Below are 24,637 nucleotides of genomic sequence, written 5' to 3' on the forward strand. Positions count from 1 at the left end.
CAAGGCTGCATGAAAATTCCAAAACGACTCCAGCCGCTGGTTGATGACGGATTAATCGACGACGTCATCCGCCGGTTGAAAAGCGGCAAAGAAGCCGACGTGTTTATCGTGCGCTGCGGCGATGAGATCCGCTGCGCCAAAGTGTACAAAGAGGCCGAGAAGCGCAACTTCAAGCAGGCCGTTCACTATCAGGAAGGGCGCAAGGTGCGCAATAGCCGCGACGCGCGCGCCATGAGCAAAGGCTCCAAATTCGGCCGCCAGCAGCAGGAAGAAGCCTGGCAAAACACCGAAGTGGACGCGCTGTATCTGCTGGCCAAGGCCGGGGTGCGGGTGCCGCAGCCGGACATCTGCCTGGACGGCGTGCTGCTGATGGAGCTGATCACCGACGAAGAAGGCCTGGTGGCGCCGCGCCTGAGCGATGTCATCCTGACGCCGGAACAGGCGCGCGCCGATCACGCCCTGATGATGAACTACGCGGTGCGCATGCTGTGCGCCGGCCTGGTCCACGGCGACCTGTCGGAATTCAACGTGCTGATGGATAAAGACGGGCCGGTGATCATCGATCTGCCGCAGGTGGTGGACGCCGCCGCCAACAACCACGCCAAAAGCATGTTCGAGCGCGATATCGGCAATCTGGCGGAATATTATGGCCAGTTCGCGCCGGAGCTGCGCGATAGCCAATACGCCAAAGAGATTTGGGCGCTGTATCAGGAAGGCAACCTGACGCCGGACAGCGTCCTCAGCGGCCGGTTCAGCGAAACCCTGAAACGCGCCGACGTCGGCTCGGTACTGGAAGAGATCCAGGCCGCCGGCGAGGAACATCAACGCCGCATGATGGCGCGCAACGCGGAAGAGTAACGCGCCGCGCTATTCGACGCGAAACACCTCCGGCCGCTGCAGCGTCGCCGCCTCGTGATAAATATCCCCCAGATAGCCGGCGATCTCCTCTTCGCGCAGGTCGGCCGGCAGCACGATATCGCAGCTGGGAGCATACTTGCGCTCCGGCAGCGTCACGCGGAACAGCCGCCATTCGTCCCCGATGCGCTTCACGCCCAGCAGACGGCCGAATACGTTAAAAATCATCATCCGCCATTCCCCCGCTCGTCGCTTTCAGGCTATAACACTGTGATGCCGCCGCAGTGAAAAGGAAAGCGTATGAGTGAAAAAACGCCGCAGTTCTGGCGCGATCCGCAGTTGCCGTTCGTCGAAGCCCGCGCCATCGCGGATGGCCGCCAGGTGTGCTACAGCCTGCACAGCCACGAATTCTTTTCCATCGGCGCCATCACCGGCGGCGTCAGCACCTATGTCAACGGCGAGCGGCGCATGCAGGTCAGCGCCGGCGATTTGGTTGTCATCAACCCGCAGCAGGCGCATGCCTGCAACCCCATCGCCGATCGGCGTTGGTCGTACATCATGTTCTATCTCGATCTCGCCTGGCTCGGCGCGCTGCAGCAGGAGCTGCTCGGCGGCGACGGCGACCGTTTTGTTCCGTTCAGCCAGCCGCTGAGCCGCGATCCGGCGCTGTTCCACGGCCTGAACCGGCTTTATGCGCTGCTGACGGATCCGCTGTGCAGCGCGCTGGAAAAACAGATCGCCATGGTGGAGTATTTCAGCGCCCTGCAGCTCGGGCTGGGCGATGCCCGCCAACCGGAGACACCGCCGCATACCCGACTGGAAGCGGCGGCGGCGTTTATCGACGCGCACTGCACCCGGCCGCTAACGCTGGACGACATTTGCCGCGCCGCCGCGCTGTCCCCTTCTTACCTGATCCGCGCCTTCCGCCAGCGTTACGGCATGACGCCGCACGCCTATCTGGTCAACCGCCGCGTGCAGCACGGCCATCGGCTGTTGAAAAGCGGCCTGCCGATCGCCGCGGCCGCCAGCGAAAGCGGCTTTGCCGATCAGGCGCACTTCCAGCGCACCTTCAAGCAGCTGCTGGCCGCCACGCCGGGGCAGTATCAAAAACCCTCCGCCAGCAGATAGCAGGCGCTGGCCGCCAACAGCAGCGCCATTACGCGGTTGAAACGCCGCACGTTGCGCGCCTGCCTGAGCAGGCCGCGCAGCATCGCGCCGACATAGGCCCAGCAGGCCACCGAGGCATAGCAAATCACGAAGTAGAGCCCGGCGAACTGCCACAGCAGCCGGATGTCGCCGTCGCCGACAAAGGCGCCGAGGCTGGCCACCGACGCCAGCCACGCCTTGGGGTTCAGCCATTGCATCAGCGCGCCGTAGCGGCAGGAAGGCGCCCGCGCCGCGCCGCTGCCCAACCTGCCGTCGTCAAACGCCAACCGATAGGCCATAAACAGCAGGAAAGCCACGCCGGCCCACTGAATCAAGCGGGTCAGCGCCGGCCACAGGATCAGCAGCTGGTGCATGCCCAATCCCAGCAGCACCAGCAACAGGGTAAACCCCAGCGTGGCGCCGAACACGTGGCGCTGGGCCGCGCCAAAGCCGAATTGCGCCCCGGCGCTCAATGCGACGATGTTGACCGGGCCGGGGGTGATGGAGGCCGCCAGCGCAAACGCGGCCATGGAAAGGTAGATATTCATGATGGTCACCTGAGAAAGTATTCACAGGCGCCAGAATGCCGACCGCCGTCGACAAGGTATTGAACAGAATTGCCCTGTTCGGTTTAACGCGCGATCGCCGCCCGGCGGCGCGGCAGCCCGAAGGTGTTGACCGCCATGCCGCCCAGCACCAGCAATGCGCCGCCGAACTGCGCCGGCGACAGCGCTTCATCCAGCAGCAGCCAGGCGGCGAACAGCCCGACCAGCGGCACCAGCAGCGTCAGCGGCGCAACGCGCCAGGTTTCATAGCGCCCCAGCAGGCTGCCCCACACCGAATAACCGAACAGCGTGGCGGCAAACGCCAGATAGGCAACCGCCAGCCAGGTGCCGACCTGCACATGGCCCAGGCTGCTCAGCACCGCCTGCGGGCCGTCGAACAGCCAGCTGCAGGCCAGGAACGGCACGACCGGGATCGGCGCGCTCCACACCACCAGCGACAAAATGTTGCGCTGCGGGAAACCGGCCAGGATCTTCTTGTTGGTCAGGTTGCCCAGCGCCCAGGAAAACGCCGCCGCCAGCGTCAGCAGCAGGCCCGCCAGGGGGACCGCGCCGCTGCCCGGCTTATGCAGGCTGGCCTGCGCCAGCACCAGCATGCCACCGCTGGCGATAGCGATGCCGACGAAATGGTTGACGCGCAGCTTTTCGCCCATCAGCACGACACCCAACAGCAGGGTGAAGAACACCTGCGCCTGCAACACCAGCGAAGCCAGCCCCGCCGGCATGCCCACCTTGATGGCGACAAACAGGAAGGCAAACTGCGCGAAGCTCATGGTCATGCCGTACAGCAGCAGCCATTTCCACGGGATCGTCGGGCGCGGGATAAAGAAGATCGCCGGCAACGCCACCAGCAAAAAACGCATCCCGGCCAGCAGAAACGGCGGCATGCCCTGTAAACCGAACTTGATCACGACGAAATTCACGCCCCAGATCACCACCACCAACAGCGCCAACAGCCGATCGCGCAATGTCATCCTCGCCCCGCTTATCCCATTGAAAATCGCTTTAGCTTGCAGGTTACAACCAAACCGGGCGTATGGACACCGGCAAACGCCGGCGATTATTCCGGCATCAGGCCGATAAAGGTGGTCTTCTTGCGCGGGCCGGTCATCAGCGCTTCCAGCTTCTCCACGCACTGCAGGTAGTGCGGGGTCTGCTTGTGCGCCGCCACCGCCTGCTCGTCGCGATAGGCTTCGTAGATGTAAAACCGCGTCGGAATCTGTTCGTCCTGCAGCACGTCGAAGCGCAGGTTGCCCGGCTCTTCGATTGCCCCCAGGTGATTGGCGCGGAAAACATCGATAAATTCGTCGATTTTGTCTTGTTTAACGTTGATCTCAACCAATGTGACGTGCATGACAGCTCCTTGTTTGAACGGCGCGCCGTAGCATGGCGCTTTCCAACCATAGGTTTATTCCCGTCGATTGCCCTGCCGCAACGGCAATTTTGCCGCCTGGCTCACAAATCGCATCGGCGACGCCCACTCCTCCCCCGGCGGGGTAAGGCGGCGGCATCTATAGTTAACACTCCTCCCCCTGAGAGCATAGGCTATGGATAACTACTTGATGGCGCTGGACGCAGGAACGGGCAGTATTCGCGCGGTGATCTTCGATCTGGCGGGCAATCAGATCGCGCACGGCCAGGCGGAGTGGCAACACCTGGCGGTGCCGGGCGTGCCCGGCTCGATGGAGTTTGACCTCAGCCGCAACTGGCAGCTGGCCTGCCAGTGCATTCGCCAGGCCTTGCAGCGCGCCGGGCTGACGGCGCAGGCGATACGCGCGGTGGCCTGCTGCTCGATGCGTGAAGGCATCGTTCTGTACGACCGCAACGGCGTGCCGATCTGGGCCTGCGCCAACGTCGACGCGCGCGCCAGCCACGAAGTCAGCGAGCTGAAAGAGTTGCATAACCACGGCTTCGAACGCGAGGTGTATCAATACTCCGGCCAGACGCTGGCGCTGAGCGCCATGCCGCGCCTGCTGTGGCTGGCGCACCATCGGCCGGACATCTACCGCCAGGCGGCGACGCTGACCATGATCAGCGACTGGCTGGCCAACATGCTCAGCGGCGAGCTGGCGGTCGATCCTTCCAACGCCGGCACCACCGGCATGCTGGATCTGACCAGCCGCGACTGGCGGCCGGCGCTGCTCGACATGGCCGGGCTGCGCGCCGATATTCTGTCGCCGGTGAAAGAGACCGGCAGCGTGCTGGGGCGCGTCACCGAACAGGCGGCGCAGGAGAGCGGGCTGCTGCGCGGCACCCCGGTGGTGATGGGCGGCGGCGACGTGCAGCTCGGCAGCCTGGGGCTCGGCATCGTGCGCGCCGGGCAGACGGCGGTGCTCGGCGGCACCTTCTGGCAGCAGATCGTCAACCTGCCGGAGCCGGCCATCGATCCGGAGATGAACATCCGCATCAACCCCCACGTCATTCCCGGCATGGCGCAGGCGGAATCCATCAGCTTCTTTACCGGCCTGACCATGCGCTGGTTCCGCGACGCCTTCTGCGCGGAGGAAAAATTGCTGGCGGAGCGGCTGGGGGTCGATGCCTACAGCCTGCTGGAAGAGATGGCGGCCAGGGTACCGCCGGGCGCCTACGGCGTGATGCCGATTTTCTCCGACGCCATGCATTTCAAAACCTGGTATCACGCGGCGCCGTCGTTCATCAATATGTCGATCGACCCGGAGCGCTGCAATAAACAGACGCTGTTCCGCGCGCTGGAGGAGAACGCCGCCATCGTCTCCGCCTGCAACCTGGAGCAGATCGCCGCCTTCTCCGGCGTGCAGGCGCGCTCGCTGGTGTTCGCTGGCGGCGGCGCCAAGGGCAAGCTGTGGAGCCAGATCCTCAGCGACGTCACCGGGTTGACGGTGCGGGTGCCGGTGGTGAAAGAAGCCACCGCGCTGGGCTGCGCGATCGCCGCCGGCGTCGGCGCCGGGCTGTTCGAGTCGCTGGCCGAAACCGGCGAACGCTTGGTGCGCTGGGAGCGCGAGCATCAACCCGACATGACCCACCATGCGCTGTATCAGGAACAGAAAGAAACCTGGCGGCAGGTTTACGCCGATCAGCTGACGCTGGTGGATAACGGCCTGACCACCTCGCTGTGGAAAGCGCCGGGGCTTTAAACGCAAGCGGCATTCGGTCATAACCTTATGCCGTTTTATTCCTTTCCCCCGCAGCGCGGCGCAAGCCGCGTTTTCACTCGCCGCCGGCGATTGTTTCCCCTCAGAAACAGTGTAACCACCGCAAACGGATTTATCCGCGGCTTCGGCCTGCCGTAGATTGTGACTTCGGTCACACCGCGCCCCGAGCGCGGCCTGCGCATTCACCTGAGACGAGCGGCATTATGCTGAATAATAAAGATAAACCTGCATCATCCCCGTGGCCGGCGATCTTCTCGCTGACGGTCGCCTGTTTTGTCATGGTCACCACCGAGTTTCTGCCGATCGGCCTGCTGACCAACATCGCCCCTTCGCTCGGCGTCAGCACCGGCACCGCCGGGCTGATGGTCACCATGCCCGGCATCGTGGCGGCGGTGGCCGCACCGGTGTTGAGCCTGGCTTCCGGCCGGCTGGACAGACGCCTGCTAATGCTGGGACTGTCGTTGCTGCTGATGGTGTCCAACCTGGTGGCGGCGCTGGCCGTCAACTTCCCGATGATGCTGTTGGGCCGCGTGCTGCTGGGCGTCTGCGTCGGCGGCTTCTGGTCGTTCGCCGCCAACTACGGCCGCCATCTGGTGCCGGAAGCCAGCCAGGGCCGCGCCACCGCGCTGATCCTCAGCGGCATCTCGGTCGGCGCGGTGTGCGGCGTGCCGGCGGGGGCGCTGATCGGCGATCTGTTCGGCTGGCGAGCCGCCTTCTTCGGCGGGGCGGCGCTGGCGGTCGGCGTGCTGCTCGCGCAGCTGCGTTTACTCACGTCGGTACCGCCTTCCCGGCCGGTTACGCCGCGCGATCTGGTGCTGCCGCTGCGCCTGCCGATGGCGCGCATCGGCCTGATTGCCATCGTGCTGCTGTTCATCGGCCACTTCGCCGCCTATACCTATCTGCGCCCTCTGCTGCAACAGGTGTTCGTGCTCAGCCCATCGGCGATCTCGCTGCAGCTGCTGGCCTATGGCGCCATCGGTCTGCTGGGCACCTTCCTCGGCGAGCGTCTGGGGGAGTACAGCCTGCGCGCCACCTTTATCCTGATCGCCGCCATGCTGGCGGGTATTCTGATCGTTTCGCCGCTGCTCAGCGGCCTCGCCGGCGCCACGCTGATGGTGTTGGTCTGGGGGTTGGCGTTCGGCGCCGTGCCGGTATGCGCCACCAACTGGATGTTCGCCGCGGTGCCGCAGGCGCCGGAAGCCGGCCAGGCGCTGCTGGTGTGCGTCATCCAGATCGCACTGGCCTCCGGCGCACTGCTGGGCGGCGAGGTGGTGGACTGGCAGGGCGTCAGCAGCGCCATGCTGTTCGGCGGCGCGCTGATCCTCTCCGCCACGCTGGTGTTCGGCCTCAGCTTGCGCTCCGGCGCGATTGGCGCTAAACAGTGTTAATCATTATCTATCTGCAGAAACATGCCCCGGCCACTGCCGGGGCATGACGTTGGGAACCTATGGACCATCATTTGCTCGCTATCCGGGTATTTAACCGCGTGGTGGAAACCGGCGGTTTTACCCGCGCCGCCGATTCGCTGGGCATGCCGAAAGCGACGGTCACCAAGCTGATCCAGAATCTGGAGGATCACCTGCAGACCAAGCTGTTCCAGCGCACCACCCGCAGCGTGTCGGTCACCCGCGAAGGCGAATGCTATTACCAGAATACGGTGAAATGGCTGGCGGATTTGGAGCAGATGGAGGGCTGTCTGACCGAGTCACAGAATTCTCCGCAGGGCGTGCTGCGCATCGATACCGGCAGCGGCACCGCCCGCCAGCTGCTGTTGCCGGCGCTGCCAGGCTTTTTGGAACGCTACCCGCAAATCCAGATCGATCTCAGCATCGGCGATCGCGTTATCGATCTGATCAGCGACAGCGCGGACTGCGTGATCCGCAGCGGCCCGTTGGCCGACTCCAGCCTGATAGCCCGGCGTCTGTTCGATCTGGATTGGGTCAGCTGCGCCACCCCGGCTTATCTGGCGCGCCACGGCGCCCCACGCCACCCGTGCGATCTGGAACAGAGTTTTCCGATGGTGCACTACCGCCATCCGGTCAACGACCGCATCCATCCGCAACGCTATGTCGAACGCGGCAAAGAGATCGCCATTCAACAGCGCTACCCGGTCAGCATTAACGAAGGCAACGCGCTGCTGGCGGCGAGCCTGGCCGGATTGGGCATCATCCAGATCTATCGGTTTATGGCGCAGCCGCACCTCGAGCGCGGCGAGCTGGTCAGCCTGCTGCACGACTGGCAGCCGCCGCCGGAGCAGATGTACGTGGTGTACCCGTCCAATCGCCACCTCAGCGGCAAGCTGCGGGCGTTTATCGACTGGGCGGTGGAGACATTTCGCTAGCGACAGGATGAGCCGCACGTTGTCGCCGCACGCAGTGTGGTATTATTTGCCGCATAGTGATTCACGACGGACGACCACCATGGCCTATATCCCCAAAAACTATGCGAAGCTGGAAACCGGCTACCGCGAAAAAGCGCTGAAACTGTTCCCCTGGGTGTGCGGGCGCTGCTCGCGCGAGTTCGTTTATTCCAACCTGCGCGAACTGACGGTGCACCACATCGATCACGATCACAGCAACAACCCCGAAGACGGCAGCAATTGGGAAATGCTGTGCCTGTACTGCCACGACCACGAGCACTCGAAATACACCGAGGCCGATCAATACGGTTCGACGGTGGTGGCCGGTGAAGACGCGCAGAAAGATGTCGGCGTCGCCACCCATAACCCGTTCGTCAACCTGAAGGCGATGATGAAGAAGTAACGCCACCGACAGCTTAATGAGCCACTAACTTATTAAGCTGTTAAATTAACAAACCCCGCCTCCGCATCGCCACTTCCCAGAGAATTCCTACTTACCCATCCGGGCCATCCAGCGCAAAATAAGCTGCGCAGTTAACGACATACTGGCTTGGCAAGCCGCCGCAGTTGGTGCATATTGTTCGCGAGTTGTTCTTGTTAACCTGTTTGATTATCAACCTAATAAGCACATTAACTTAATAAGTTATCAGCTTAATAACTTGAGAGATGGCAGCATGATTGTTCTGATTGGCTCGCAAAAAGGCGGCGTCGGCAAATCGACGAAAGCGGTGAATATCGCCGGGTATCTGATTCTTAAGCAAGGCAAGACGGCGATCATCGTCGATGCCGACGACCAGAAATCGATCATGACCTGGTACAACGACCGTCAGAACGTCGAGGGGCTGCCGCACATTCCGGTGGTGGCCGCGTCGGGCAAAATCAAGGAAACGCTGCTGGAACTGGATCGCCATTACGACTACGTGATCGTCGACACCGCCGGCCGCGACAGCGCCGAACTGCGCTCCGGGCTGCTGGCCGCCGATCTGTTCCTCTCGCCGCTGCGCCCTTCGCAGATGGATCTCGACACCATCGGCTATCTGTCGGAGATGTTCTCCACCGCGCAGGAATACAACGAGAAGGTCAAAGGCTACATCGTGCTGAACATGTGCCCGACCAACATCTTCATCAATGAAGCCAACGAAGCGGCGCAGGTGCTGAGCGAATACCCGGAGTTCACCCTGGTGAGCCACCGCCTGTGCGACCGCAAGATTTACCGCGACGCCTGGGGCGAAGCCATCACCGTGCATGAGGCGAACAACGAAAAGGCGCAGAGCGAAATTGAATGCCTGGTGAAAGAGGTGATCCTGTGAAGAAGCGCACCCCCACCCACCGCATGTCGGAAGACGAATTCATCAACAGCGCCACCTCACACACGCTGCCGGTCGCGGCGCCCGCGCCGGAAGCCAAACCGGCCGGCCGCAAGCGCACCTATAAGGCGATTTCCGTCAGCCTGACGGACAGCCACATTGAAGCCATCGATGAAGTGATCGTGCAGGCGGCGCGCAGCGGCATCGTGCGCATTACCCGCTCCGACATCATCAAGCTGGCCATCGACGGGCTGGCGGAGAAAAGCGAAGCGCAGCTGCTGGCGCTGCTGAAGAAGCTCTGACCGCGCGGCAGCCGCCGGCTGGCCATCGCCGGCGGGCCGTTACACCGAGGAGAACTCGCGTGGGAACGGCATCGTACGATAGGTTTTGCCGGTGGCCTTATGCAGCGCGCTGGCTATCGCCGGAGCGACCACCGCAGTCGACACTTCTCCGCATCCCTGCGGCGCACGCGCGCTGTCGAGCACCACCACTTCCACCTTGGGCATTTCGGCGATCGCCAGCAGCGGATAACGATCGAAATTCCCTTCCACCACGCCGCCCCGTTCAAAGTGCAGTTCGCTGTGCAGACAGGTGGTCAGCGCAAAGCCGATGCCGCCCTCTACGTTGGCGCGCACCAGATTTGGGTTTATCACCTTGCCGCAGTCAATCGCACATACCGCGCGGAGCACCCGCAGCCGCCCTTCCTGAATGGCGATTTCAACCACCAAACCGACGTAAGTGGTGAAAGCGTTATTGCGGCCGAGCCAAATATTGCACGACATCCCGCGATAAACGCCCGGCGGCGGTTCGCGCTGCCAACCCGCCGCCGCCGCGGTAGCCTCCAGTACGCGCAACGCCTCTGGGTTGCCCTGCAGCAGATACCGCCGATACTGATACTCGTCCCGCTTGGCCTTATGGCTGAGTTCGCTGATAAAGCTTTCCAAAAAGAACAGGCTGGCGACGCTGCCGACGCCGCGCAGATAGCTCAGGGAAATCGGCTGTTCGACGATGCCGGCCTCCACCTTCAGATGAGGGATGCGATACGGCGTGCTGTAAACGCACTCCACCATACTTTCATCCCATCCCCCGGCCTCGTGTACCGTTTCGCGCCGCATTTGCCAGAATAGCGACTGCCCGGCATAGCGCGCCCACAGCGCCTGCGGGTAGCCGTTTTCATCCAGCAGCGCCCGATAATGGCTGATGCAGGCCGGACGATAATATTCATGCCGCATGTCGATCTCGCGCGGATAGATCACCTTGACCGGTTTCCCCACCGCCCGGGAGGCGGCGGTAGCATGCATTACGGCATCCGGCAGATATTTGCGCCCAAAGCTGCCCCCCAGGTAGGTCGTATTCACCACCACATCCGCCGGCTTCAGCCCGAACATTTTCGCCAGAACGTTGCGCACCATGTCCTGCCCCTGGAAAGGGCCCCAGGTTTCGATACGGCCCTCTTCATAATGGCTGGTGGCGTTGCAAGGCTCCAGGGTGGCATGCGCCACATAAGGCGCGCTGTAACGCGCCTCATGCAGGCGCGAACCCTGCTCAGCGTCATGGATCAACGCCGACGCCTCACCGCGATTGACCGCCGGCACCAAGGTATCGCCGTCCAGCATCGCCAGATTCTCCGCCGCAATCGCGCTACGGGACAGCGCTTGTCCAGCGCCCGGCAGCCAGTCGACCTCCAGCAAATCCGCCGCCTTTTTGGCCTGCCAGTAGCTCGCCGCCACCACGATCACCGTATTGAGCGACATATCGTGATCCAATCCGACCATGTTGTTCATCGACCACTGCCGGGTCAGCACCAGCTCCACTACGCCCGGCATGGCCCGGATCTGCCGTTCATTACGCACGGCGACCAGCTTTCCGCTGAGATCGGGCACCATCCAGGGGACGCCGATCAGCATCTCCGGCAGGTCGATATCGATACCGTAAATCGCGCTGCCGTCCACTTTCTCCGGCGTATCGACCCGCAACAGCGGCTTGCCGATGAAACTCTCTTGCTCTTGCGCTTCGCTCTTTAAAGCAGGCTGCGGATCCAACGGCAGCTCGGCGGCATAGCGCACCAGATCGCCATAGGCGACCTTGCGCTGCCCGTCCTCCTCAATCACCCAACCTTTCTCCGTACGGCACTGCCGCGGTGAAAGTGCGAGATGTCGCGCACCGGCCCGCAGAAAAAAGTCTCTCGCCTGCGCGCCGGCCAGCCGGGTGCGCTGATAAAATTTGGTCATGGAGGTTGAAGCGGCGACAAACTGCGCGAAAGCCTCGCCCCCGGCAACCTGGCGGTAGGCATCGCGGCCGGTGACGAACTTCACCGTCACCTGCGCCCAATCGGCATCCATTTCCGCCGCCACCACTTCGGCCAGGCCGGTGTAAATCCCCTGCCCGACCTCACATTGCGACACGCCGATAACGATGCGGCCGCCGCTATCGATCCAGATCCAATCGTTCAATTCATACTGACCGTCGGGCGGCGCCGCATCCTGCGAAACCACGGCCGCCAGGCTGCGCGTCGATATCGGCAGCAGCATGGCGGCCACCGCCAACGCGCTGCCTTTTAGCAAGGTTCTGCGGGTGATCGCCATGCTTAGGGTTCTCCCTTGTCGGCGGCGCGGTGCACCGCCGCGCGGATACGGTGATAAGTGGCGCAGCGGCACAGATTGGTCAGGCCGGTATCTATCTGCCGGTCGTCCGGCTTAGGGTGCTCCGCCAGCAACGCGCTGACCGCCATGATCATGCCCGATTGGCAGTAGCCGCACTGCGGCACATCCTCCGCTATCCAGGCCTGCTGCACCGGATGACTGCGATCGGTGGACAATCCTTCGATGGTGGTCACCTGCCGATCGCGTACCAATTGCAGCGGATAGCAACATGAACGCACTGCCTTACCGTCGACATGTACCGTACAGGCGCCGCAGGCGCCGATACCGCAGCCGAACTTGGTGCCGGTTAACTTAAAATGTTCCCGGATCACCCACAGCAGCGGCGTATCCGGCTCGCCGTTAAATTCGACCGCCTGGCCGTTCAGATTGAACTTCATGCCACTCTCTCCTCGCTCAACGCTTCACCCGACGTTTCACCCACGCCCCGATGACGATCAATGCCAGCAATACCCCGCCCCAAAACACATAAGGCAGTGACGCGATCAACCACGGTTTCTCACCGCCAGCCCGCAGCTGAGCCACTTGCTCCGGCGTTATCCTGACCGCCGGATTGCCGAATTGCTGCAATACGTAATTGCCCAGCTCGGCCAGTTGCCGGTCATCCAGGCTGTCGGCGAATCCCGGCATCCAGGTTTGCAGCGTCTCTCCCTGGCGCTGCACGCCATGCAGCATCACCATGATCAGGTTATTGGCCTGCTCGCTGCCTACGGTGGAATTGTGTGTCAAAGAAGGGAAATGGCCGTCGTAGGCGCCTTCGCCGCCCAGGCGATGGCAACTGGCGCAGGCAGCGGCATACAGCGCCTGCCCGGCGGCACGGCCTTCACCGCCTCCCTGATAGGCATAGGCCGCTTTCGTTCCTTGCGCGGTGGCGATCGGCGGCGTCTGTTTAAGCCAGTCGGCGATGGCGTCAAGATCGTCGTCGCTCAGGAAACGCAGGCTGTGCTCCACCGCCTCCGCCATGCCGCCGGCCGCCTGGGCTTTGTCATTGCGCCCGGTACGCAAATACTGCACCAACTCTTCCCTGCTCCAGCCGCCGATGCCGCTGACAGGATCCGAGGTGATATTCGGCGCGATCCAACCGCCGGCCTCCCCGCCCGCCAGATAGCGATCGTCGCGTTCGGCCATCATCGCGTTGCGCGGGCTGTGACACGCCGAGCAATGCCCCAAAACATCCACCAGATAGCGACCACGCGCTTTTTTCACGTCTTCATCGACGGGCGTTTTTTTCAGAAACAGCCAGTTCCAGCCGTGGATCGCATAACGCCAGGAAAAAGGGAACGCCAGTTGGGTCTCAGGCACCGCGCGATCGACCGGGGCGACGCCGGCCATAAAATAACGATACAGCGCGTGCAGATCGTCATCGCTCAACCCCCGATAAGCGGTATAGGGCATGGCGGGATACAAGGGTTGGCCGTCTCGCCGGATGCCCTGCGTTAACGCGCGGCGAAACTCTGGCTCACTGTAGTCGCCAATGCCGGTTCCTTTGGCGGGCGTGATATTGCTGGCGATGATATCGCCCATCGGCGAAGCGATGGCATAACCGCCGACGTAGGGGGCGTCCTGTTGGGCGCTGCCGCGGTGACAAGCCGCGCAATCTGCGGCGATCGCCAGGTATTTTCCGCGTGCGATGACCTGTTGGTCATTCTGGCTGGCGAAGACCGGGCAGGAGAAGATCCCCAACGCGATAACGCACAGCTGTTGTGCTCTCCGCCAGCGGCCGTTCACGCTTCACCTTCCGGCTTCATCGCACCTGCTCGCTCCTCCGCTAACAGCGCAAACTCGTCCGGCAATAGATTTTCCTGTTCGAGCATCGCTATCGCGTTATGTTTGATGCCAAACAATACGCGGTAAAAAGCCTCCAGATCGCCGGCCGAAATGCCGTTGAGCAGCTTTTGCCGTGCCTGTTGGCTGGAGTGATCCAACTGCGCCAGCATCTCCTGCCCGGCCGCGGTCATTCTCACGCCTTTAGCGCGCTTATCCTCAGACAGGGCATCGCGAGCGATCAGCCGATTTTTTTCCAAAAACAGCAACGCACGCGACATCGTCGAGACTTCGGCGTTCAAATGCTGGGAAACGTCTTTCAGGGTGCAGCCATCACCCAAATCGGCAATCGCGCTCAGCGCCAGCCAGTGCGGGCGCGTCAGATTGGTCATTTTTACCGACTGGTCCATCGCCGTGCGCCACAGGCGATTGGTCACATCCAGATGGATGCCCAGCGCAGCAGGAAGTTTGCGTGGTTGTGACATACCGGATTGCTCTCGATTATTTATTTGCTTGTGCAAACAAATAATAGATCGGACGTTATGACAGGATCAAGCAGATGTCGCGGAATAAAATAAAATCCAGTTAATACAGAGCGATATATCGCATTTTTACAGATTTGCTCCCCGACAACGCGGGGAGCGATAAGAAAAACTCAGTTCCCCGCCACCGCGCAGTGGTAGTCCTGAATTTCGCCGGCCGAGCCCAGGTTCAGGTCGGTCAACTTCAAACGGTTGGCCAACAGCAGCATCTCACCCTGCGGGCTGACCACCAGCGCCAGGCCATAATTGCCGATGCTGTCGCCCTGCTCGACCACATAGTTGTGCAGCAAACGGAAAGGATCTTCCTGGGTTAAATCGGTGCCCGCCAATTTTCTGGCCAGATATTGGTGGCCGACCAATTTCACCGCCAGCGGGCGCCACTGCTGATCTAATTGCTCCGCCTGTTGCCCCAGCGCGTTATAGACATCCTGACGCAGGCAGGCAACGTGAATATGCAGCTGATCCTGAGAACGGCCATATTTCGAATTGACCGCCAGCGAAAGCCACGCATCTTTTAACGGCTTACCCAACTCGCCGGATATATGTTCGCGGTTATTCCAGGCCTGGGCGAAATAAGGCGGCGCGTGCTCCGTCTGCAATGCCGGGCTCTCGATGCCGCTGACCTTTTCGGTTGGCATCACCAGATCGTGATAGGGGCCTTTGCTGTCCTTAAACAGCACATAACCCTGTGTTAAATCAACCTTTAAGCAGGGCGCCGGATCGTCGTTCTGCTGCTGATTGGGCACGCACTGTTGGCTGACGATTTGCCACAGCGCATTCGGATTGCCGCGCCCAAAGAACCACCACAGCACCGCCGCCAGTAGCAAAATGACAAGCAAAATAATTAATAGTCTGAAAAGTCTTTTCATCGTGACTCCCTGTTTAGCTATTCCATCTTGAAAGGAGCGCCAGCATAAACCAAGGCGCTTATCGTCACCAGAATATTATCCTTAGCGTCATCTTTCATTGACATCTTGTTATCAAGGAAAATTAAAAATAAGGGTTTACCTAAGTAATTTAAGGTAAATTAATACCGCAGTTAGAATATGAGTGTGATATAAGCAGCCGGACTCTCTTTATATTAAGGAACCGATAAGATGCCAACGATGGGCAAATCCCTGCATTATCTCGACGTGGGCTCAGGCTTTCCGTTGCTGCTGGGCCACAGCTATCTGTTCGATCTGAACATGTGGGCGCCGCAGTTTGAAGCGCTGGCGAAACGCTACCGCCTGATCGTGCCGGATCTCTGGGGCCACGGCGACTCACCGGCGCTGCCGACCGGGCGAAACAGCCTGTCGGATATCGCCGCCGATCATTTGGCGCTGATGGATCGCTTGGATATTGAAGAGTTCGGCATCGTCGGCCTGTCCGTCGGCGGCATGTGGGGCGCCGAACTGGCGGCGCTGGCGCCGGAACGGGTCAAGGTGCTGGCGCTGATGGACAGCTATCTGGGCGACGAAACGCCGGAGGCGCGGCAGCGTTATATGGGCATGCTGGCCGCCGTGGAGCAAGCCGGCGCCATCACTTCGCCGCTGCTGGAACATGTCGCGTCGCTGTTTTATTCCGATGACGTCCCCGACGCCTTATTGCAATCGCTGTTGTGTCAGCTCCAGAGCCTGCCCGCCGATCGCCTGCGCGAGAGCATCGTACCGCTGGGCCGGATGATCTTCGGTCGCCCCGACAAGCTGGCGCTGCTGGAAAACATCACCGCCGCCAGCATCGTCATCACCGGCGCCCAGGATAAGCCGCGCCCGCCGGCGGAAGGCCAGCGCATGGCGGATCTTCTCGGCTGTCAACATGTGCTGATCCCCAACGCCGGGCATATCAGCAACAAGGAAAACCCGACGGCGGTCAACGAAACCCTGCTGGCGTTTCTGGCTGAAAACACCACCCCGCTGTTCTGGTAACATTCTCCGGGCCGCCAGGCCCGGCGAGTCATTCCGCGCGCCGCATAAACCCGTGTCGGCTCAGGATTTCCTGCCCCTGTTCGCTCAAGATAAATGCGGCTAACCGCTGCGCGCCGTCATCCAACAGGCATAAACCGTAATCCGCCTCGATGTCCAGCGGCGGCGCCAACGGTCGCCCCGCCAACGTCGGGTAGGCGGCTAAGGCCGGAGCATAGCTGGCGTAGCCGAGAAAAATATCCGCCTGCCCGCCGGCGATCAGATATTCCGCTGCCAATCGGCCCGCCGGCACCGGGGCAGAATCCCTGCCGCCAACCAACGGCAGCGCCCGGCGGCGCAACGCTTCCCCTTGCCCCGGCCAGTATTGCTCACAGCGTTCGAAAAGCTGCAGCGCATAATCGCCGGAAGGATCTGCCTCCGGTGTCGAGGTAGCAAGGCGCCAGTGGGGATCGAACAGCACCTGCGGCAGCGGACGTTCGGTTAATGCCGGCACGTTGCGTACCGTCACACAGAGCCGATTGCGCGCAAAAATCTGCACCGCCCCCGCTATCCCAAGATCCGCCAACCTTTGCGGGTGCGCCACGTTGGCCGAGGCGAACAGCTGTGGCCGCTCGCCATTCTCTATCCGCTGGCGCAACAACCCCGCCGGGCCGAATTCCACCGTGACTTTTTGCCCGGCGCGCCGCTGAAATGCCGACAGCAGAGGCGCAAACGCCAGCCGCAGGCTGCCGGCGGCAAACAGCAGGATATCACTCATCATGTCGCTCCAGTTGGCTGCGATACAGCGGCACCAGCGTCGCGTAGCGGCGGCCCGCCACCGTCAGCGGCACCCGTTCGATCGCCAGCTCGAACAGGGGTGACAGGGATTGCGCCGTTAACACCTCGCGGCAGGCACCGAGCCGGCTGCGCCCTTCCTTGCCCAACAGCAAAGCCCGATCGGCCACCGCGTGAGCATGATTGGGTTGATGCGTAGAGAACACCACCGCCAACTGCTGCTCCCGCGCCAGGCTCGCCATCAGGCTCAACACCCGATCCTGATAATGCAGATCCAGCGCCGAAGTCGGTTCATCCAGGATCAACACCTCGCAGCGCATCGCCAACGCGCGGGCGATCATCACTAATTGACGTTGACCGCCGGATAGGCTGCCAAACTCGCGCTCTGCCAGGTGCTGCAAATCCAACGACTGCAACGCTTCTCTCGCCAGCCGATGATCCTCGGCTGACGGTGAACGAAACAGGCCGACATGGCGCGCCCGCCCCATCAATACGATATCCAGCACCCGGTAGGCGAACGGCGGCGCAAAGTGTTGCGGGACAAAGCCCATCTCCCCGCGGCGCTCAATCTCGCCGGATTGCGGCGTCAGGCTGCCTAACAGCAGCTGCAGCAGCGTGCTCTTGCCACGCCCATTCGGGCCCAATACCGCCAGCACTTCGCCGCGCCGCAGCTGAATGTCCAGATGCTGGAACAGCGGTGCCCCGCTCGGCCAGGCGAAACTCACGCCCCTGGCGGCCAATAGGGTGTCAGTCATGCCAGCCTCTCACTTGCGCGCGGCGCAGCAGCAGCGCGAACAGCGGCGCGCCAATCAGCGCGGTCAGAATGCCCAGCGGGATTTCGCTGCTGCTCAGCGTGCGCGCCAAATCGTCGATCACCAGCATGTACAGGGCCCCCAGGCAAAGTGAAGCCGGCAACAGGCGCCGGTGATCCGGCCCCACCAGCCGCCTCGCCACGTGCGGGATCACCAAGCCGACCCAACCGATGCTGCCGCTGACCGCCACCTGGGCGGCCACGATGGCGGCGCACAGCGTCAAAATCAGCCAGCGGGTGCGCTCAACGTTGATGCCCAATGCACCGGCATCCTCATCACCCAACGACAGCAGATTGATGCGCCAGCGCAGCGCCAACAGCAAGCCGCCGGCCAACAGCAAAGGCACAAACAGCATCAGCAGCTTTTGCCGATCGGCGGTGGCAAAGCTGCCGAGCAGCCAAAACACGATGCTCGGCAGTTTCTCTTCGGTATCCGCCAGATATTGCATCAGGCTGACGCAGGCTGAGAAGAAGCCGCTGAGGATCACCCCCGCCAGTACCAAAGAGAGAATATTGCGCCGCGCAATGGCGCTGGTGAGAGTGAAAATCAGCAGCAGCGCCGCCATGCCGAAAACAAAAGCCGACAGCAGCAGCGCCGCCAACGGCAGGCTGAGCAGGATAGCCAGCGTGCCGCCAAAGGCCGCGCCGGACGACACGCCGACGATATGCGGGTCGACCAGCGGGTTACGAAAGACGCCTTGCAAAGCCGCGCCGCACAGAGCCAGCGCCGCGCCGGCGCCCATCGCCAACAGCACTCGCGGCACGCGCACACCCAGGATCACCTGGCGTTGGATAGCATCGATGCCGGCATAATGCTGCCCGGTGAACGGCTCCAGCAAAATCATCAGGCTGTGCGTCATCGGCACCTGAAAGCGGCCAACGCCGAGCGAAAACAGCGCGCAGCACAGCGTCAACAACGCCAGCCAGCCCAGCCTCATTGCCCGCTCTGGCAGCAGGTGGCGCGGTAATAACGTTGATAGTAAGCGTCGACCCGCTGCTGCAGATTAATATCGGCAAAACGCTGCGGGTAAAGTTTTTTCGCCATCCACAACTCGCCCAACGCCATCGCTTCCGGCATCGGATACCCCCAGGCCTTGGCATACTCCGGCATCAGGTAGACCCGCTTATTCTTCACCGCGTCGATCGGCTGCCACTGCGGTGACGTCAGGATCTGTTTCACCACGTCCGGGTAGCGCTCCTGCACGAAAATCACTGCCGGATCCCACTTCAGGACATCCTCGATAGAAACCTGTTTAAACCCCTGAATGTCCTTCGCCGCCACGTTGAGCGCACCGGCGTGCCGCATCATCAACCCGGTATACTTGCCGGCGCCGTAGGTGGTGAGATCGGGGTTGGCCATATACACCCGCACCCGCTGATTTTCCGGCAGATCGCGCAGCCGTTCGGCGACCAACGCGCGCTGCTGAATGACGTCCTTAATCAACGCTTCGGCCTGAGGCTGACGCGACATCACCTCGCCGATCAGGCGAATGCCGTCCTGCAGCCCCAGCGTATAGGCCCGATCCTCATCGCTCAGCTGCGGATTCATTTTACCCGCCTGATCGGCCGCCTCGCGGCGCAGCGAGATAGCCACCACCGGAATGCCCGCCCGTTCGATCTGCGCAATCATCTCCGGCGGCGCATAGTTGGCCACGAACACCACCTGCGGATGCAGGCCGAGCAGGCTCTCGATATTCACCGAAGTCAGATCGCCCGGCATCGGCAGGGTTGCCAACGTCGGCGCCAGCCGCAGGTAGTTTGGCCCCAGCTGCTTTTTCCAACTGCTGAGCACACCGACCACCTGAGGCATCGCATCAAGCTGCACCAACAGGTTCAACGTCTGGTGTTGCAGCACCACCGCGCGGGTGATGCGATCGGGCAGCGTGACCTGGCGATTGAGCTGATCGGTGACCTGGCGATCCGCCTGGGCGGTGGTGGAAAACAAAACAAGCGCCAACAGCAGGCGCGGGAGAAAGTTAAACATGGCAGTGACCGATTGGTTATCGTTGTATAGCAAATAATATAGCGATGTGCATGGCGAAACAATCAGCGGGATCAAACCGGATGCGGGTACTCGGGCGGTAAAACGAGGCGTGAATGCGATCCTGGAAGCGGATCCGCCGGTGTGGCGACGGATCCCATCGGCCCTGAAAGGGCGCGTGAAGAAGACTTATTGACCGATAGACGTCAGCCCCTGGCGAATCCCTTCGTCAGCCTGCTGGCACCATGCCTGCAGCCCCTGCGGCGCTTCTTTTTCCAACGCGACCACTTTGCCGTCGTCGTTCAGCACATTGCCTTCGCGGCCCATCGCTTCGCGCTTGTCGCCGTCGCGGGTGTCGACGCCGCCGGGAATAGCCGCCACGTAGGCCACCATTTTCTTGGCGTTGTCGATGCTGTCGGCTTTCAGGAAGCCTTTATCGACGCAGTAAGACATCAGCCCGGCGGTATTGCGCGTGATGTCATAGACGTTTTTCAATGCGGCAGGATCCATCCCTTCAGCGTTAGCGGTGTTGAACAAGCCCAGAGTCGCGGCAATCATGCCGGTCAGAATGCTTTTTTTCATTGTTAACTCGTTTTAATAATGAATTATTTAATTTTTAATCATTCACAAATACAGTGTGAATATCGTTACGGTATAACGGCGGCCTAGATTAACACAACCCTAATGTATTAATAGCGGTGATTAAGTTAAGCCTCAATAAAATAAAAACGCATACTGGGGTAATAATCTCCGCCCGCTGTCATTTTTTCACGTTCGGCATTGGCCGCGCTCAATTCATAGTAAAAATAATCTCGACCAGGAATTATTTACAAAATAAGCGTTGGCCTGCGGTCAATTGCGCGCCCCCTTTGCCAAAACCACCGGCGTGGCATAGCCTGTTAAGACGCGTCATGCCTTAGTGGGAGGGGATTCACATGAACCATGCCGTCCGGCCGCCACAATGCGACGAAAAACCCTTCTCGATATCACGATGAATTTATATCTCTATCCAGCGGTGCTTATCGCGCATCGCCTGGGCATCTTTGAGTTTATTGCTCTGCCCCCCGCAACCTGACCGATATATGCGCTCAGGCCAATGTGGAAAGACGCCCGGCGGAAACGTTGATCATGGCGCTATTAGCATTGAAATTGATCGCCAGAGACGGCGAAACATTTCATCTTACGCCGGAAGCGGAACCCTTTTTGTTAAAAACACCGCGTTATTTCTGGGATTTGATCAGCAGCGTTTGGCCGGCGCGCTGACGGGCATCGTGTTCGGTCTGCCGCCGCGGGATACGGCCTGATGATGATGGGATGGACGCAGGGCCGCCAATACTCCGGCAGGGAAATCGGCGACCAGCTGCGCGACGTCGGGCCTGCTCAAGTGCTGCCGTCGCTCGGCTATTTCAGCATCGTGACGGCGCAAAAACCCCGGGCTTAGCGGTTCACCGAGCGCGCCATGCGGCTGTAGGTGTGGCGCACGCCGCGAATCGCCACGCTGTAAGCGAAGATGTTTTCCGGCAGCGCCAGCCCCAGATAGCCGGTATCGCCGATATGGTGCAGGTCCGCCCCGGCCATTTTGCTCATCAGCGCAATCTGCCGCACGGTCTGCACGTCGGCCCCCTCTTGCGAGGTGCCGATCGCCGTCATTGCCAGCGCGCCCTGCCGCTGCGCATAAGCGATCAGCGCCGCCACTTTCTCCTGCGACATGCCGGGAATGGTGCCGGGCGCCGGCAACAGCACGATGTCCGCGCCGTTCTCCACGAACAGCGCGATGTCCTGCTCGCCGATCAGCTGGCTGCCGCTTTCGCGCACGATACCGGCCCCGTGCATCTTGCCGGTCACCAGCACCATCTCGTCGCCCACCTCATCACGGATCGCTTTCAGCGCGGCGGCGATCGCCTGATTGCTGACGCCGTTGTTCGGGTTGCCGGTCAGCACCAGCATGCGCGCGCCGAGTTGATACAGCTTGCGCGCATTCTCGGCGGTGGCGGCACGCCCCGCCGTCATCTGCCAGAAATCGTTATGTTCGGTGGCGAAGGCCGGATCGACGGCCTCCAGGTTCACCCCGATCACCCGTCCGGTCAGCCGCTGCAGCGTGCGCAGCGCCTCCTGCGGCGGCACGTCGGCGGGCAGGCCCGCAATATGCGGCTGGTCAACGTCGAACAGGTTCAGCAGCAGCAGGTCGGCGCCCTGGCTGGCCGCCAGCTCGGCGTTGGTGACGTTATTGAGCAGCGGCTGAGTGACCGCAATGGTTTCGCTGACCAAGATGCGCCCTTCGCTGGCGCGGATGGCGTAGAGCAGGTCGGCTTTGCCGATATCGGCCAGATCGCTGGCGCTGCAGTCCAGATAGCGTTTCATGAGGCAAGCTCCGATGACGTTAGCGGGAATGAATAGATGCCCCCTCGCTCAGCGCGGCGAACGAGGGGGACAGGGTTACTTCAGCGTAAAGCTTTGCGCCTGCACGTTGTCGGAGTCCAGGCCGACGAACACGTTGAATTTGCCCGGCTCCGCCCCCCATTTCAGGCTGGCGTTGTAGAACTTCAGATCGTCTTCGCTAATCGGCAGCTCAACCTGCTGCGACTGGCCGGCCTTCAGCGTCACTTTCTTGAAGTTGCGCAGCTCTTTTACCGGCCGGCTGACCGAGGCGGTCACGTCCTGCAGATACAGCTGCACCACCGTGGCGCCGTCGTACTTGCCGGTATTTTTCAGCGTGACGCTGGCGGTTAGCTTGCCGTTGCGCGCCATCGTCGGGCTGGACAATTTCAGGTCCGACAGGCTGAAAGTGGTGTAGCTCAGGCCGTAACCGAACGGATACAGCGGGCCGTTCGGCGAATCGAAGTAGCGCGAGGTGTACTTACCCGGATTCTCCTTGCCGAACGGGCGGCCGGTGTTCAGGTGGTTGTAGTACATCGGGATCTGGCCGACCGAGCGCGGGAAGGTCATCGGCAGCTTGCCCGACGGGTTGTAGTCGCCGAACAGCACGTCCGCCACCGCGTTGCCGCCCTCGGTGCCGCTGTACCAGGTTTCCAGCATCGCGTCCGCCTGCTCGCTCTCCCAGCTCAGCGCCAGCGGCCGGCCGTTCATCAGCACCAGCACCAGCGGCTTGCCGGTGGCTTTCAGCGCGGCGATCAGATCGCGCTGGCTCTGCGGGATCGTGATGTCGGCGCGGCTGGAGGCCTCATGCGCCATGCCCTGCGATTCCCCCACCACCGCCACCACCACGTCGGCCTTGTTCGCCGCCTGTACCGCTTCGTCGATCATCTGCTGCGGCGAACGGGTGTCGAACGCCACCGCCGGCTCATACTCGTTCAGGTAGTCGATGATGCCTTTATCCTGCGTGACGTTGGCGCCCTTGGCGTAAAGAATGCGCGCCTTGTCGCCCACCGCCCGCTCCAGCCCTTCGCGCAGGGTCACCGACTGCTTGACCACCCCGGCGGCGGACCAGCTGCCCATCACGTCGCGCTGGCTGTCGGCCATCGGCCCGACCAGCGCGATGGTCGCCTGTTTGCTCAGCGGCAGCGTCTGCTTATCGTTCTTCAGCAGCACCATCGTTTTGCGCGCCACCACCCGCGCCTCGGCGCGGTGCAGGCGGCTTTCGGCGTTGGTGTCCTGCGGATCGGCACCCGCCGGGCCCAGATGCACATACGGATCGGTGAACAACCCCATGTCGTACTTGGTGTTCAGCACGTCGCGGCAGGCGCGGTCGATATCGCTTTCAGCCACCAGCCCGTCTTTCACCAGGCCCGGCAGGTATTTGTCGTAGAACTCGTCGCTCATGCTCATGTCGACGCCGGAGGTGATTGCCAGGCGCACCGCGTCGCGCGCGTCGGCGGCCACACCGTGTTTAATCAGTTCTTTAATTGCGCCGTGGTCGCTGATGGTGATGCCTTTAAAGCCCCACTGGTCGCGCAGCAGATCTTTCAGCAGCCACGGGTTGGCGGTGGCCGGCACGCCGTTGATCGCGTTGAGCGACACCATCACCCCGCCGCTGCCGGCATCCACCGCCGCTTTATAAGGCGGCAGATAGTCCTGATGCATGCGCAGCGGGCTCATGTCGACGGTGTTGTAATCGCGGCCGCCTTCGACGGCGCCGTACAGCGCAAAGTGCTTGACGCTGGCCATCACCGAACCGGGTTTGGCCGGGTCGCCGTTCTGGAAACCGTCGACCATCACCCTGGCGATTTTCGACACCAGCCAGGTGTCTTCGCCGAAGCCTTCGGAGACCCGGCCCCAGCGCGGATCGCGGGTGATATCGACCATCGGCGCAAAGGTCATGTTCAGGCCGTCGTCGCTGGCCTCCTGCGCCGCCACCCGAGCGCTGAGCGCGATGGCTTCCAGATCGAAGCTGGCCGCCAGCCCCAGGCTGATCGGGAACACGGTGCGCTGGCCATGCACCACGTCATAGGCGAAGAACAACGGGATTTTGAGGCGGCTGAGCTGCATCGCCTGATCCTGCATCACCCGGATATCCGGCCGGGTAACGGTATTGAAGATGGCGCCGATCTGCCCTTTGCGGATGCCCTCGCGGATCGCTTCTTTCGGGTTATCCGGCCCGACGCTGATCAGCCGTAGCTGGCCGATCTTCTCTTCCAGCGTCATCTGCTTCATCAAATTGGACACGAAGGCGTCGCGCTGCTGGGCGTGCATGCCCTGCGTTATCGGCGTTTCCTGCGCAAAAGCCGGGCTGAGGGCCAGACCGGACAACATACTCACCACACAAAGCCATTTCATCTTGTTTTATCTCAGGCGTGTTTCCGCCGCCAACGCCGCGGAGTTTAATCGGAGTGAAGAAACAGTTTGCCACACTCTGTTTCATCGCCAAGGGAATTCGCATCGT

27 protein-coding genes are annotated in these 24,637 nt (G+C 61.7%); 11 read left to right on the plus strand and 16 right to left on the minus strand.

Annotation, left to right across the window (positions count from 1 at the left end; genetic code table 11):
- The first annotated feature begins 9 nt into the window (after nucleotides 1–9).
- Complete coding sequence (locus tag ACJ8HN_RS11030; RefSeq protein ID WP_033637570.1) at nucleotides 10–858, plus strand: PA4780 family RIO1-like protein kinase; 849 nt, start codon at nucleotides 10–12, stop codon at nucleotides 856–858.
- Nucleotides 859–867: 9 nt separating this feature from the next.
- Here ACJ8HN_RS11030 and ACJ8HN_RS11035 read toward each other — a convergent pair whose 3' ends face one another.
- Nucleotides 868–1,086 (minus strand): DUF7661 family protein, encoded by a 219-nt coding sequence (locus ACJ8HN_RS11035; RefSeq protein WP_060420028.1) that lies wholly within the window; start codon nucleotides 1,084–1,086, stop codon nucleotides 868–870.
- A 69-nt stretch (nucleotides 1,087–1,155) separates the two neighbouring features.
- Here ACJ8HN_RS11035 and ACJ8HN_RS11040 point away from each other — a divergent pair, with 69 nt between their 5' ends.
- A complete protein-coding gene (locus ACJ8HN_RS11040) occupies nucleotides 1,156–1,983 on the plus strand; it encodes an AraC family transcriptional regulator (RefSeq protein WP_047568720.1) in 828 nt (275 codons plus the stop codon).
- Here ACJ8HN_RS11040 and ACJ8HN_RS11045 read toward each other — a convergent pair.
- The 3 genes from ACJ8HN_RS11045 to lsrG all read right to left on the minus strand — a co-directional run bounded on the left by ACJ8HN_RS11045 (nucleotide 1,959) and on the right by lsrG (nucleotide 3,918).
- Entirely contained in the window at nucleotides 1,959–2,549 is a 591-nt protein-coding gene (locus tag ACJ8HN_RS11045; protein WP_033647484.1) for a LysE family translocator, read from the minus strand. The two genes, ACJ8HN_RS11040 and ACJ8HN_RS11045, sit on opposite strands and share 25 nt — an antisense overlap.
- An 83-nt stretch (nucleotides 2,550–2,632) precedes the next feature.
- Nucleotides 2,633–3,538 (minus strand): EamA family transporter, encoded by a 906-nt coding sequence (locus ACJ8HN_RS11050; RefSeq protein WP_033647025.1) that lies wholly within the window; start codon nucleotides 3,536–3,538, stop codon nucleotides 2,633–2,635.
- A gap of 86 nt (nucleotides 3,539–3,624) precedes the next feature.
- Entirely contained in the window at nucleotides 3,625–3,918 is a 294-nt protein-coding gene (gene lsrG, locus ACJ8HN_RS11055; RefSeq protein WP_004939559.1) for a (4S)-4-hydroxy-5-phosphonooxypentane-2,3-dione isomerase, read from the minus strand.
- A 193-nt stretch (nucleotides 3,919–4,111) separates the two neighbouring features.
- Here lsrG and lsrK point away from each other — a divergent pair, with 193 nt between their 5' ends.
- From lsrK to ACJ8HN_RS11085, 6 genes are all read left to right on the plus strand, one after another.
- Nucleotides 4,112–5,677 carry an autoinducer-2 kinase gene (lsrK, locus tag ACJ8HN_RS11060; protein WP_033637567.1) on the plus strand — a complete coding sequence of 522 codons (1,566 nt, stop codon included), beginning with the start codon at nucleotides 4,112–4,114 and terminating at the stop codon, nucleotides 5,675–5,677.
- A 221-nt stretch (nucleotides 5,678–5,898) separates the two neighbouring features.
- Complete coding sequence (locus ACJ8HN_RS11065; RefSeq protein ID WP_033647027.1) at nucleotides 5,899–7,083, plus strand: MFS transporter; 1,185 nt, start codon at nucleotides 5,899–5,901, stop codon at nucleotides 7,081–7,083.
- Between the two features lie 59 nt (nucleotides 7,084–7,142).
- Nucleotides 7,143–8,036 carry a LysR family transcriptional regulator gene (locus ACJ8HN_RS11070; RefSeq protein WP_060438968.1) on the plus strand — a complete coding sequence of 298 codons (894 nt, stop codon included), beginning with the start codon at nucleotides 7,143–7,145 and terminating at the stop codon, nucleotides 8,034–8,036.
- Between the two features lie 79 nt (nucleotides 8,037–8,115).
- Nucleotides 8,116–8,457, plus strand: a complete 342-nt coding sequence (yajD, locus tag ACJ8HN_RS11075; RefSeq protein WP_442523422.1) for an HNH nuclease YajD — start codon at nucleotides 8,116–8,118, stop codon at nucleotides 8,455–8,457.
- Nucleotides 8,458–8,728: 271 nt separating this feature from the next.
- Nucleotides 8,729–9,364 carry an AAA family ATPase gene (locus tag ACJ8HN_RS11080; protein ID WP_033637564.1) on the plus strand — a complete coding sequence of 212 codons (636 nt, stop codon included), beginning with the start codon at nucleotides 8,729–8,731 and terminating at the stop codon, nucleotides 9,362–9,364.
- Nucleotides 9,361–9,663 carry a hypothetical protein gene (locus ACJ8HN_RS11085; RefSeq protein ID WP_033637563.1) on the plus strand — a complete coding sequence of 101 codons (303 nt, stop codon included), beginning with the start codon at nucleotides 9,361–9,363 and terminating at the stop codon, nucleotides 9,661–9,663. Before ACJ8HN_RS11080 ends, ACJ8HN_RS11085 begins: the two co-directional genes overlap by 4 nt.
- 39 nt (nucleotides 9,664–9,702) lie before the next feature.
- On the opposite strand, the gene ACJ8HN_RS11090 is transcribed toward ACJ8HN_RS11085, so the two are convergent.
- The 5 genes from ACJ8HN_RS11090 to ACJ8HN_RS11110 form a co-directional block, all read right to left on the minus strand.
- Nucleotides 9,703–11,946, minus strand: a complete 2,244-nt coding sequence (locus tag ACJ8HN_RS11090) for a molybdopterin cofactor-binding domain-containing protein (protein WP_442523423.1) — start codon at nucleotides 11,944–11,946, stop codon at nucleotides 9,703–9,705.
- 2 nt (nucleotides 11,947–11,948) lie between these two features.
- Nucleotides 11,949–12,401: a (2Fe-2S)-binding protein gene (locus ACJ8HN_RS11095; RefSeq protein ID WP_033653460.1), complete on the minus strand. Its 453-nt coding sequence runs from the start codon at nucleotides 12,399–12,401 to the stop codon at nucleotides 11,949–11,951.
- A gap of 16 nt (nucleotides 12,402–12,417) precedes the next feature.
- Nucleotides 12,418–13,749 carry a c-type cytochrome gene (locus ACJ8HN_RS11100; protein WP_060429719.1) on the minus strand — a complete coding sequence of 444 codons (1,332 nt, stop codon included), beginning with the start codon at nucleotides 13,747–13,749 and terminating at the stop codon, nucleotides 12,418–12,420.
- Nucleotides 13,746–14,270, minus strand: a complete 525-nt coding sequence (locus tag ACJ8HN_RS11105; protein WP_049212833.1) for a MarR family winged helix-turn-helix transcriptional regulator — start codon at nucleotides 14,268–14,270, stop codon at nucleotides 13,746–13,748. Before ACJ8HN_RS11105 ends, ACJ8HN_RS11100 begins: the two co-directional genes overlap by 4 nt.
- Nucleotides 14,271–14,440: 170 nt before the next feature.
- The gene (locus tag ACJ8HN_RS11110; RefSeq protein ID WP_442523424.1) at nucleotides 14,441–15,196 is read right to left on the minus strand and encodes a CDP-diacylglycerol diphosphatase; all 756 of its coding nucleotides are present in this window, start codon (nucleotides 15,194–15,196) and stop codon (nucleotides 14,441–14,443) included.
- A 237-nt stretch (nucleotides 15,197–15,433) separates the two neighbouring features.
- Here ACJ8HN_RS11110 and ACJ8HN_RS11115 point away from each other — a divergent pair, with 237 nt between their 5' ends.
- Nucleotides 15,434–16,234: an alpha/beta fold hydrolase gene (locus tag ACJ8HN_RS11115; protein WP_080335407.1), complete on the plus strand. Its 801-nt coding sequence runs from the start codon at nucleotides 15,434–15,436 to the stop codon at nucleotides 16,232–16,234.
- 28 nt (nucleotides 16,235–16,262) lie between these two features.
- Here the strand turns inward: ACJ8HN_RS11115 and ACJ8HN_RS11120 are convergent, their stop codons facing one another.
- The 5 genes from ACJ8HN_RS11120 to ACJ8HN_RS11140 form a co-directional block, all read right to left on the minus strand.
- The gene (locus ACJ8HN_RS11120; RefSeq protein WP_442523564.1) at nucleotides 16,263–16,988 is read right to left on the minus strand and encodes a substrate-binding domain-containing protein; all 726 of its coding nucleotides are present in this window, start codon (nucleotides 16,986–16,988) and stop codon (nucleotides 16,263–16,265) included.
- The gene (locus ACJ8HN_RS11125) at nucleotides 16,981–17,760 is read right to left on the minus strand and encodes an ABC transporter ATP-binding protein (RefSeq protein WP_174158682.1); all 780 of its coding nucleotides are present in this window, start codon (nucleotides 17,758–17,760) and stop codon (nucleotides 16,981–16,983) included. The genes ACJ8HN_RS11120 and ACJ8HN_RS11125 overlap by 8 nt, the downstream gene beginning before the upstream one ends.
- Nucleotides 17,753–18,754 carry a FecCD family ABC transporter permease gene (locus tag ACJ8HN_RS11130; RefSeq protein ID WP_047568744.1) on the minus strand — a complete coding sequence of 334 codons (1,002 nt, stop codon included), beginning with the start codon at nucleotides 18,752–18,754 and terminating at the stop codon, nucleotides 17,753–17,755. The genes ACJ8HN_RS11125 and ACJ8HN_RS11130 overlap by 8 nt, the downstream gene beginning before the upstream one ends.
- The gene (locus ACJ8HN_RS11135; protein ID WP_442523425.1) at nucleotides 18,751–19,800 is read right to left on the minus strand and encodes an ABC transporter substrate-binding protein; all 1,050 of its coding nucleotides are present in this window, start codon (nucleotides 19,798–19,800) and stop codon (nucleotides 18,751–18,753) included. Before ACJ8HN_RS11135 ends, ACJ8HN_RS11130 begins: the two co-directional genes overlap by 4 nt.
- Before the next feature lie 186 nt (nucleotides 19,801–19,986).
- Nucleotides 19,987–20,379, minus strand: coding sequence for a hypothetical protein (locus ACJ8HN_RS11140; RefSeq protein WP_038879962.1), 393 nt, complete (start codon nucleotides 20,377–20,379; stop codon nucleotides 19,987–19,989).
- A 546-nt stretch (nucleotides 20,380–20,925) separates the two neighbouring features.
- On the opposite strand from ACJ8HN_RS11140, the gene ACJ8HN_RS11145 reads away from it, so the two are divergent.
- Complete coding sequence (locus tag ACJ8HN_RS11145) at nucleotides 20,926–21,060, plus strand: hypothetical protein (RefSeq protein WP_262926962.1); 135 nt, start codon at nucleotides 20,926–20,928, stop codon at nucleotides 21,058–21,060.
- A 40-nt stretch (nucleotides 21,061–21,100) separates the two neighbouring features.
- Nucleotides 21,101–21,238, plus strand: coding sequence for a hypothetical protein (locus tag ACJ8HN_RS11150; protein ID WP_223182132.1), 138 nt, complete (start codon nucleotides 21,101–21,103; stop codon nucleotides 21,236–21,238).
- Here ACJ8HN_RS11150 and ACJ8HN_RS11155 read toward each other — a convergent pair.
- Together ACJ8HN_RS11155 and bglX are read right to left on the minus strand one after the other, a co-directional pair.
- Nucleotides 21,235–22,158, minus strand: a complete 924-nt coding sequence (locus ACJ8HN_RS11155; protein ID WP_041033990.1) for a DUF7916 family protein — start codon at nucleotides 22,156–22,158, stop codon at nucleotides 21,235–21,237. The genes ACJ8HN_RS11150 and ACJ8HN_RS11155 overlap by 4 nt on opposite strands.
- Nucleotides 22,159–22,233: 75 nt before the next feature.
- A complete protein-coding gene (bglX, locus tag ACJ8HN_RS11160) occupies nucleotides 22,234–24,531 on the minus strand; it encodes a beta-glucosidase BglX (protein WP_049233802.1) in 2,298 nt (765 codons plus the stop codon).
- Nucleotides 24,532–24,637: the final 106 nt, after the last annotated feature.

It is taken from the genome of Serratia sp. CY29653 (assembly GCF_052169255.1).
GTDB classification, from domain to species: domain Bacteria; phylum Pseudomonadota; class Gammaproteobacteria; order Enterobacterales; family Enterobacteriaceae; genus Serratia; species Serratia sarumanii.

Excerpts from the sequence above, each read along its gene's own strand:
- yajD (WP_442523422.1), top strand. The coding sequence starts at position 8,116 with ATGGCCTATATCCCCAAAAACTATGCGAAGCTGGAAACCGGCTACCGC.
- ACJ8HN_RS11155 (WP_041033990.1), bottom strand. The coding sequence starts at position 22,158 with ATGAAACGCTATCTGGACTGCAGCGCCAGCGATCTGGCCGATATCGGC.
- ACJ8HN_RS11050 (WP_033647025.1), bottom strand. The coding sequence starts at position 3,538 with ATGACATTGCGCGATCGGCTGTTGGCGCTGTTGGTGGTGGTGATCTGG.
- ACJ8HN_RS11125 (WP_174158682.1), bottom strand. The coding sequence starts at position 17,760 with ATGACTGACACCCTATTGGCCGCCAGGGGCGTGAGTTTCGCCTGGCCG.
- lsrK (WP_033637567.1), top strand. The coding sequence starts at position 4,112 with ATGGATAACTACTTGATGGCGCTGGACGCAGGAACGGGCAGTATTCGC.
- ACJ8HN_RS11035 (WP_060420028.1), bottom strand. The coding sequence starts at position 1,086 with ATGATGATTTTTAACGTATTCGGCCGTCTGCTGGGCGTGAAGCGCATC.
- ACJ8HN_RS11140 (WP_038879962.1), bottom strand. The coding sequence starts at position 20,379 with ATGAAAAAAAGCATTCTGACCGGCATGATTGCCGCGACTCTGGGCTTG.
- ACJ8HN_RS11105 (WP_049212833.1), bottom strand. The coding sequence starts at position 14,270 with ATGTCACAACCACGCAAACTTCCTGCTGCGCTGGGCATCCATCTGGAT.
- ACJ8HN_RS11080 (WP_033637564.1), top strand. The coding sequence starts at position 8,729 with ATGATTGTTCTGATTGGCTCGCAAAAAGGCGGCGTCGGCAAATCGACG.
- ACJ8HN_RS11120 (WP_442523564.1), bottom strand. The coding sequence starts at position 16,988 with ATGAGTGATATCCTGCTGTTTGCCGCCGGCAGCCTGCGGCTGGCGTTT.
- ACJ8HN_RS11070 (WP_060438968.1), top strand. The coding sequence starts at position 7,143 with ATGGACCATCATTTGCTCGCTATCCGGGTATTTAACCGCGTGGTGGAA.
- ACJ8HN_RS11145 (WP_262926962.1), top strand. The coding sequence starts at position 20,926 with ATGGCGCTATTAGCATTGAAATTGATCGCCAGAGACGGCGAAACATTT.
- bglX (WP_049233802.1), bottom strand. The coding sequence starts at position 24,531 with ATGAAATGGCTTTGTGTGGTGAGTATGTTGTCCGGTCTGGCCCTCAGC.
- ACJ8HN_RS11110 (WP_442523424.1), bottom strand. The coding sequence starts at position 15,196 with ATGAAAAGACTTTTCAGACTATTAATTATTTTGCTTGTCATTTTGCTA.
- ACJ8HN_RS11095 (WP_033653460.1), bottom strand. The coding sequence starts at position 12,401 with ATGAAGTTCAATCTGAACGGCCAGGCGGTCGAATTTAACGGCGAGCCG.
- lsrG (WP_004939559.1), bottom strand. The coding sequence starts at position 3,918 with ATGCACGTCACATTGGTTGAGATCAACGTTAAACAAGACAAAATCGAC.
- ACJ8HN_RS11045 (WP_033647484.1), bottom strand. The coding sequence starts at position 2,549 with ATGAATATCTACCTTTCCATGGCCGCGTTTGCGCTGGCGGCCTCCATC.
- ACJ8HN_RS11040 (WP_047568720.1), top strand. The coding sequence starts at position 1,156 with ATGAGTGAAAAAACGCCGCAGTTCTGGCGCGATCCGCAGTTGCCGTTC.
- ACJ8HN_RS11130 (WP_047568744.1), bottom strand. The coding sequence starts at position 18,754 with ATGAGGCTGGGCTGGCTGGCGTTGTTGACGCTGTGCTGCGCGCTGTTT.
- ACJ8HN_RS11090 (WP_442523423.1), bottom strand. The coding sequence starts at position 11,946 with ATGGCGATCACCCGCAGAACCTTGCTAAAAGGCAGCGCGTTGGCGGTG.
- ACJ8HN_RS11030 (WP_033637570.1), top strand. The coding sequence starts at position 10 with ATGAAAATTCCAAAACGACTCCAGCCGCTGGTTGATGACGGATTAATC.
- ACJ8HN_RS11115 (WP_080335407.1), top strand. The coding sequence starts at position 15,434 with ATGGGCAAATCCCTGCATTATCTCGACGTGGGCTCAGGCTTTCCGTTG.
- ACJ8HN_RS11065 (WP_033647027.1), top strand. The coding sequence starts at position 5,899 with ATGCTGAATAATAAAGATAAACCTGCATCATCCCCGTGGCCGGCGATC.
- ACJ8HN_RS11150 (WP_223182132.1), top strand. The coding sequence starts at position 21,101 with ATGATGATGGGATGGACGCAGGGCCGCCAATACTCCGGCAGGGAAATC.
- ACJ8HN_RS11135 (WP_442523425.1), bottom strand. The coding sequence starts at position 19,800 with ATGTTTAACTTTCTCCCGCGCCTGCTGTTGGCGCTTGTTTTGTTTTCC.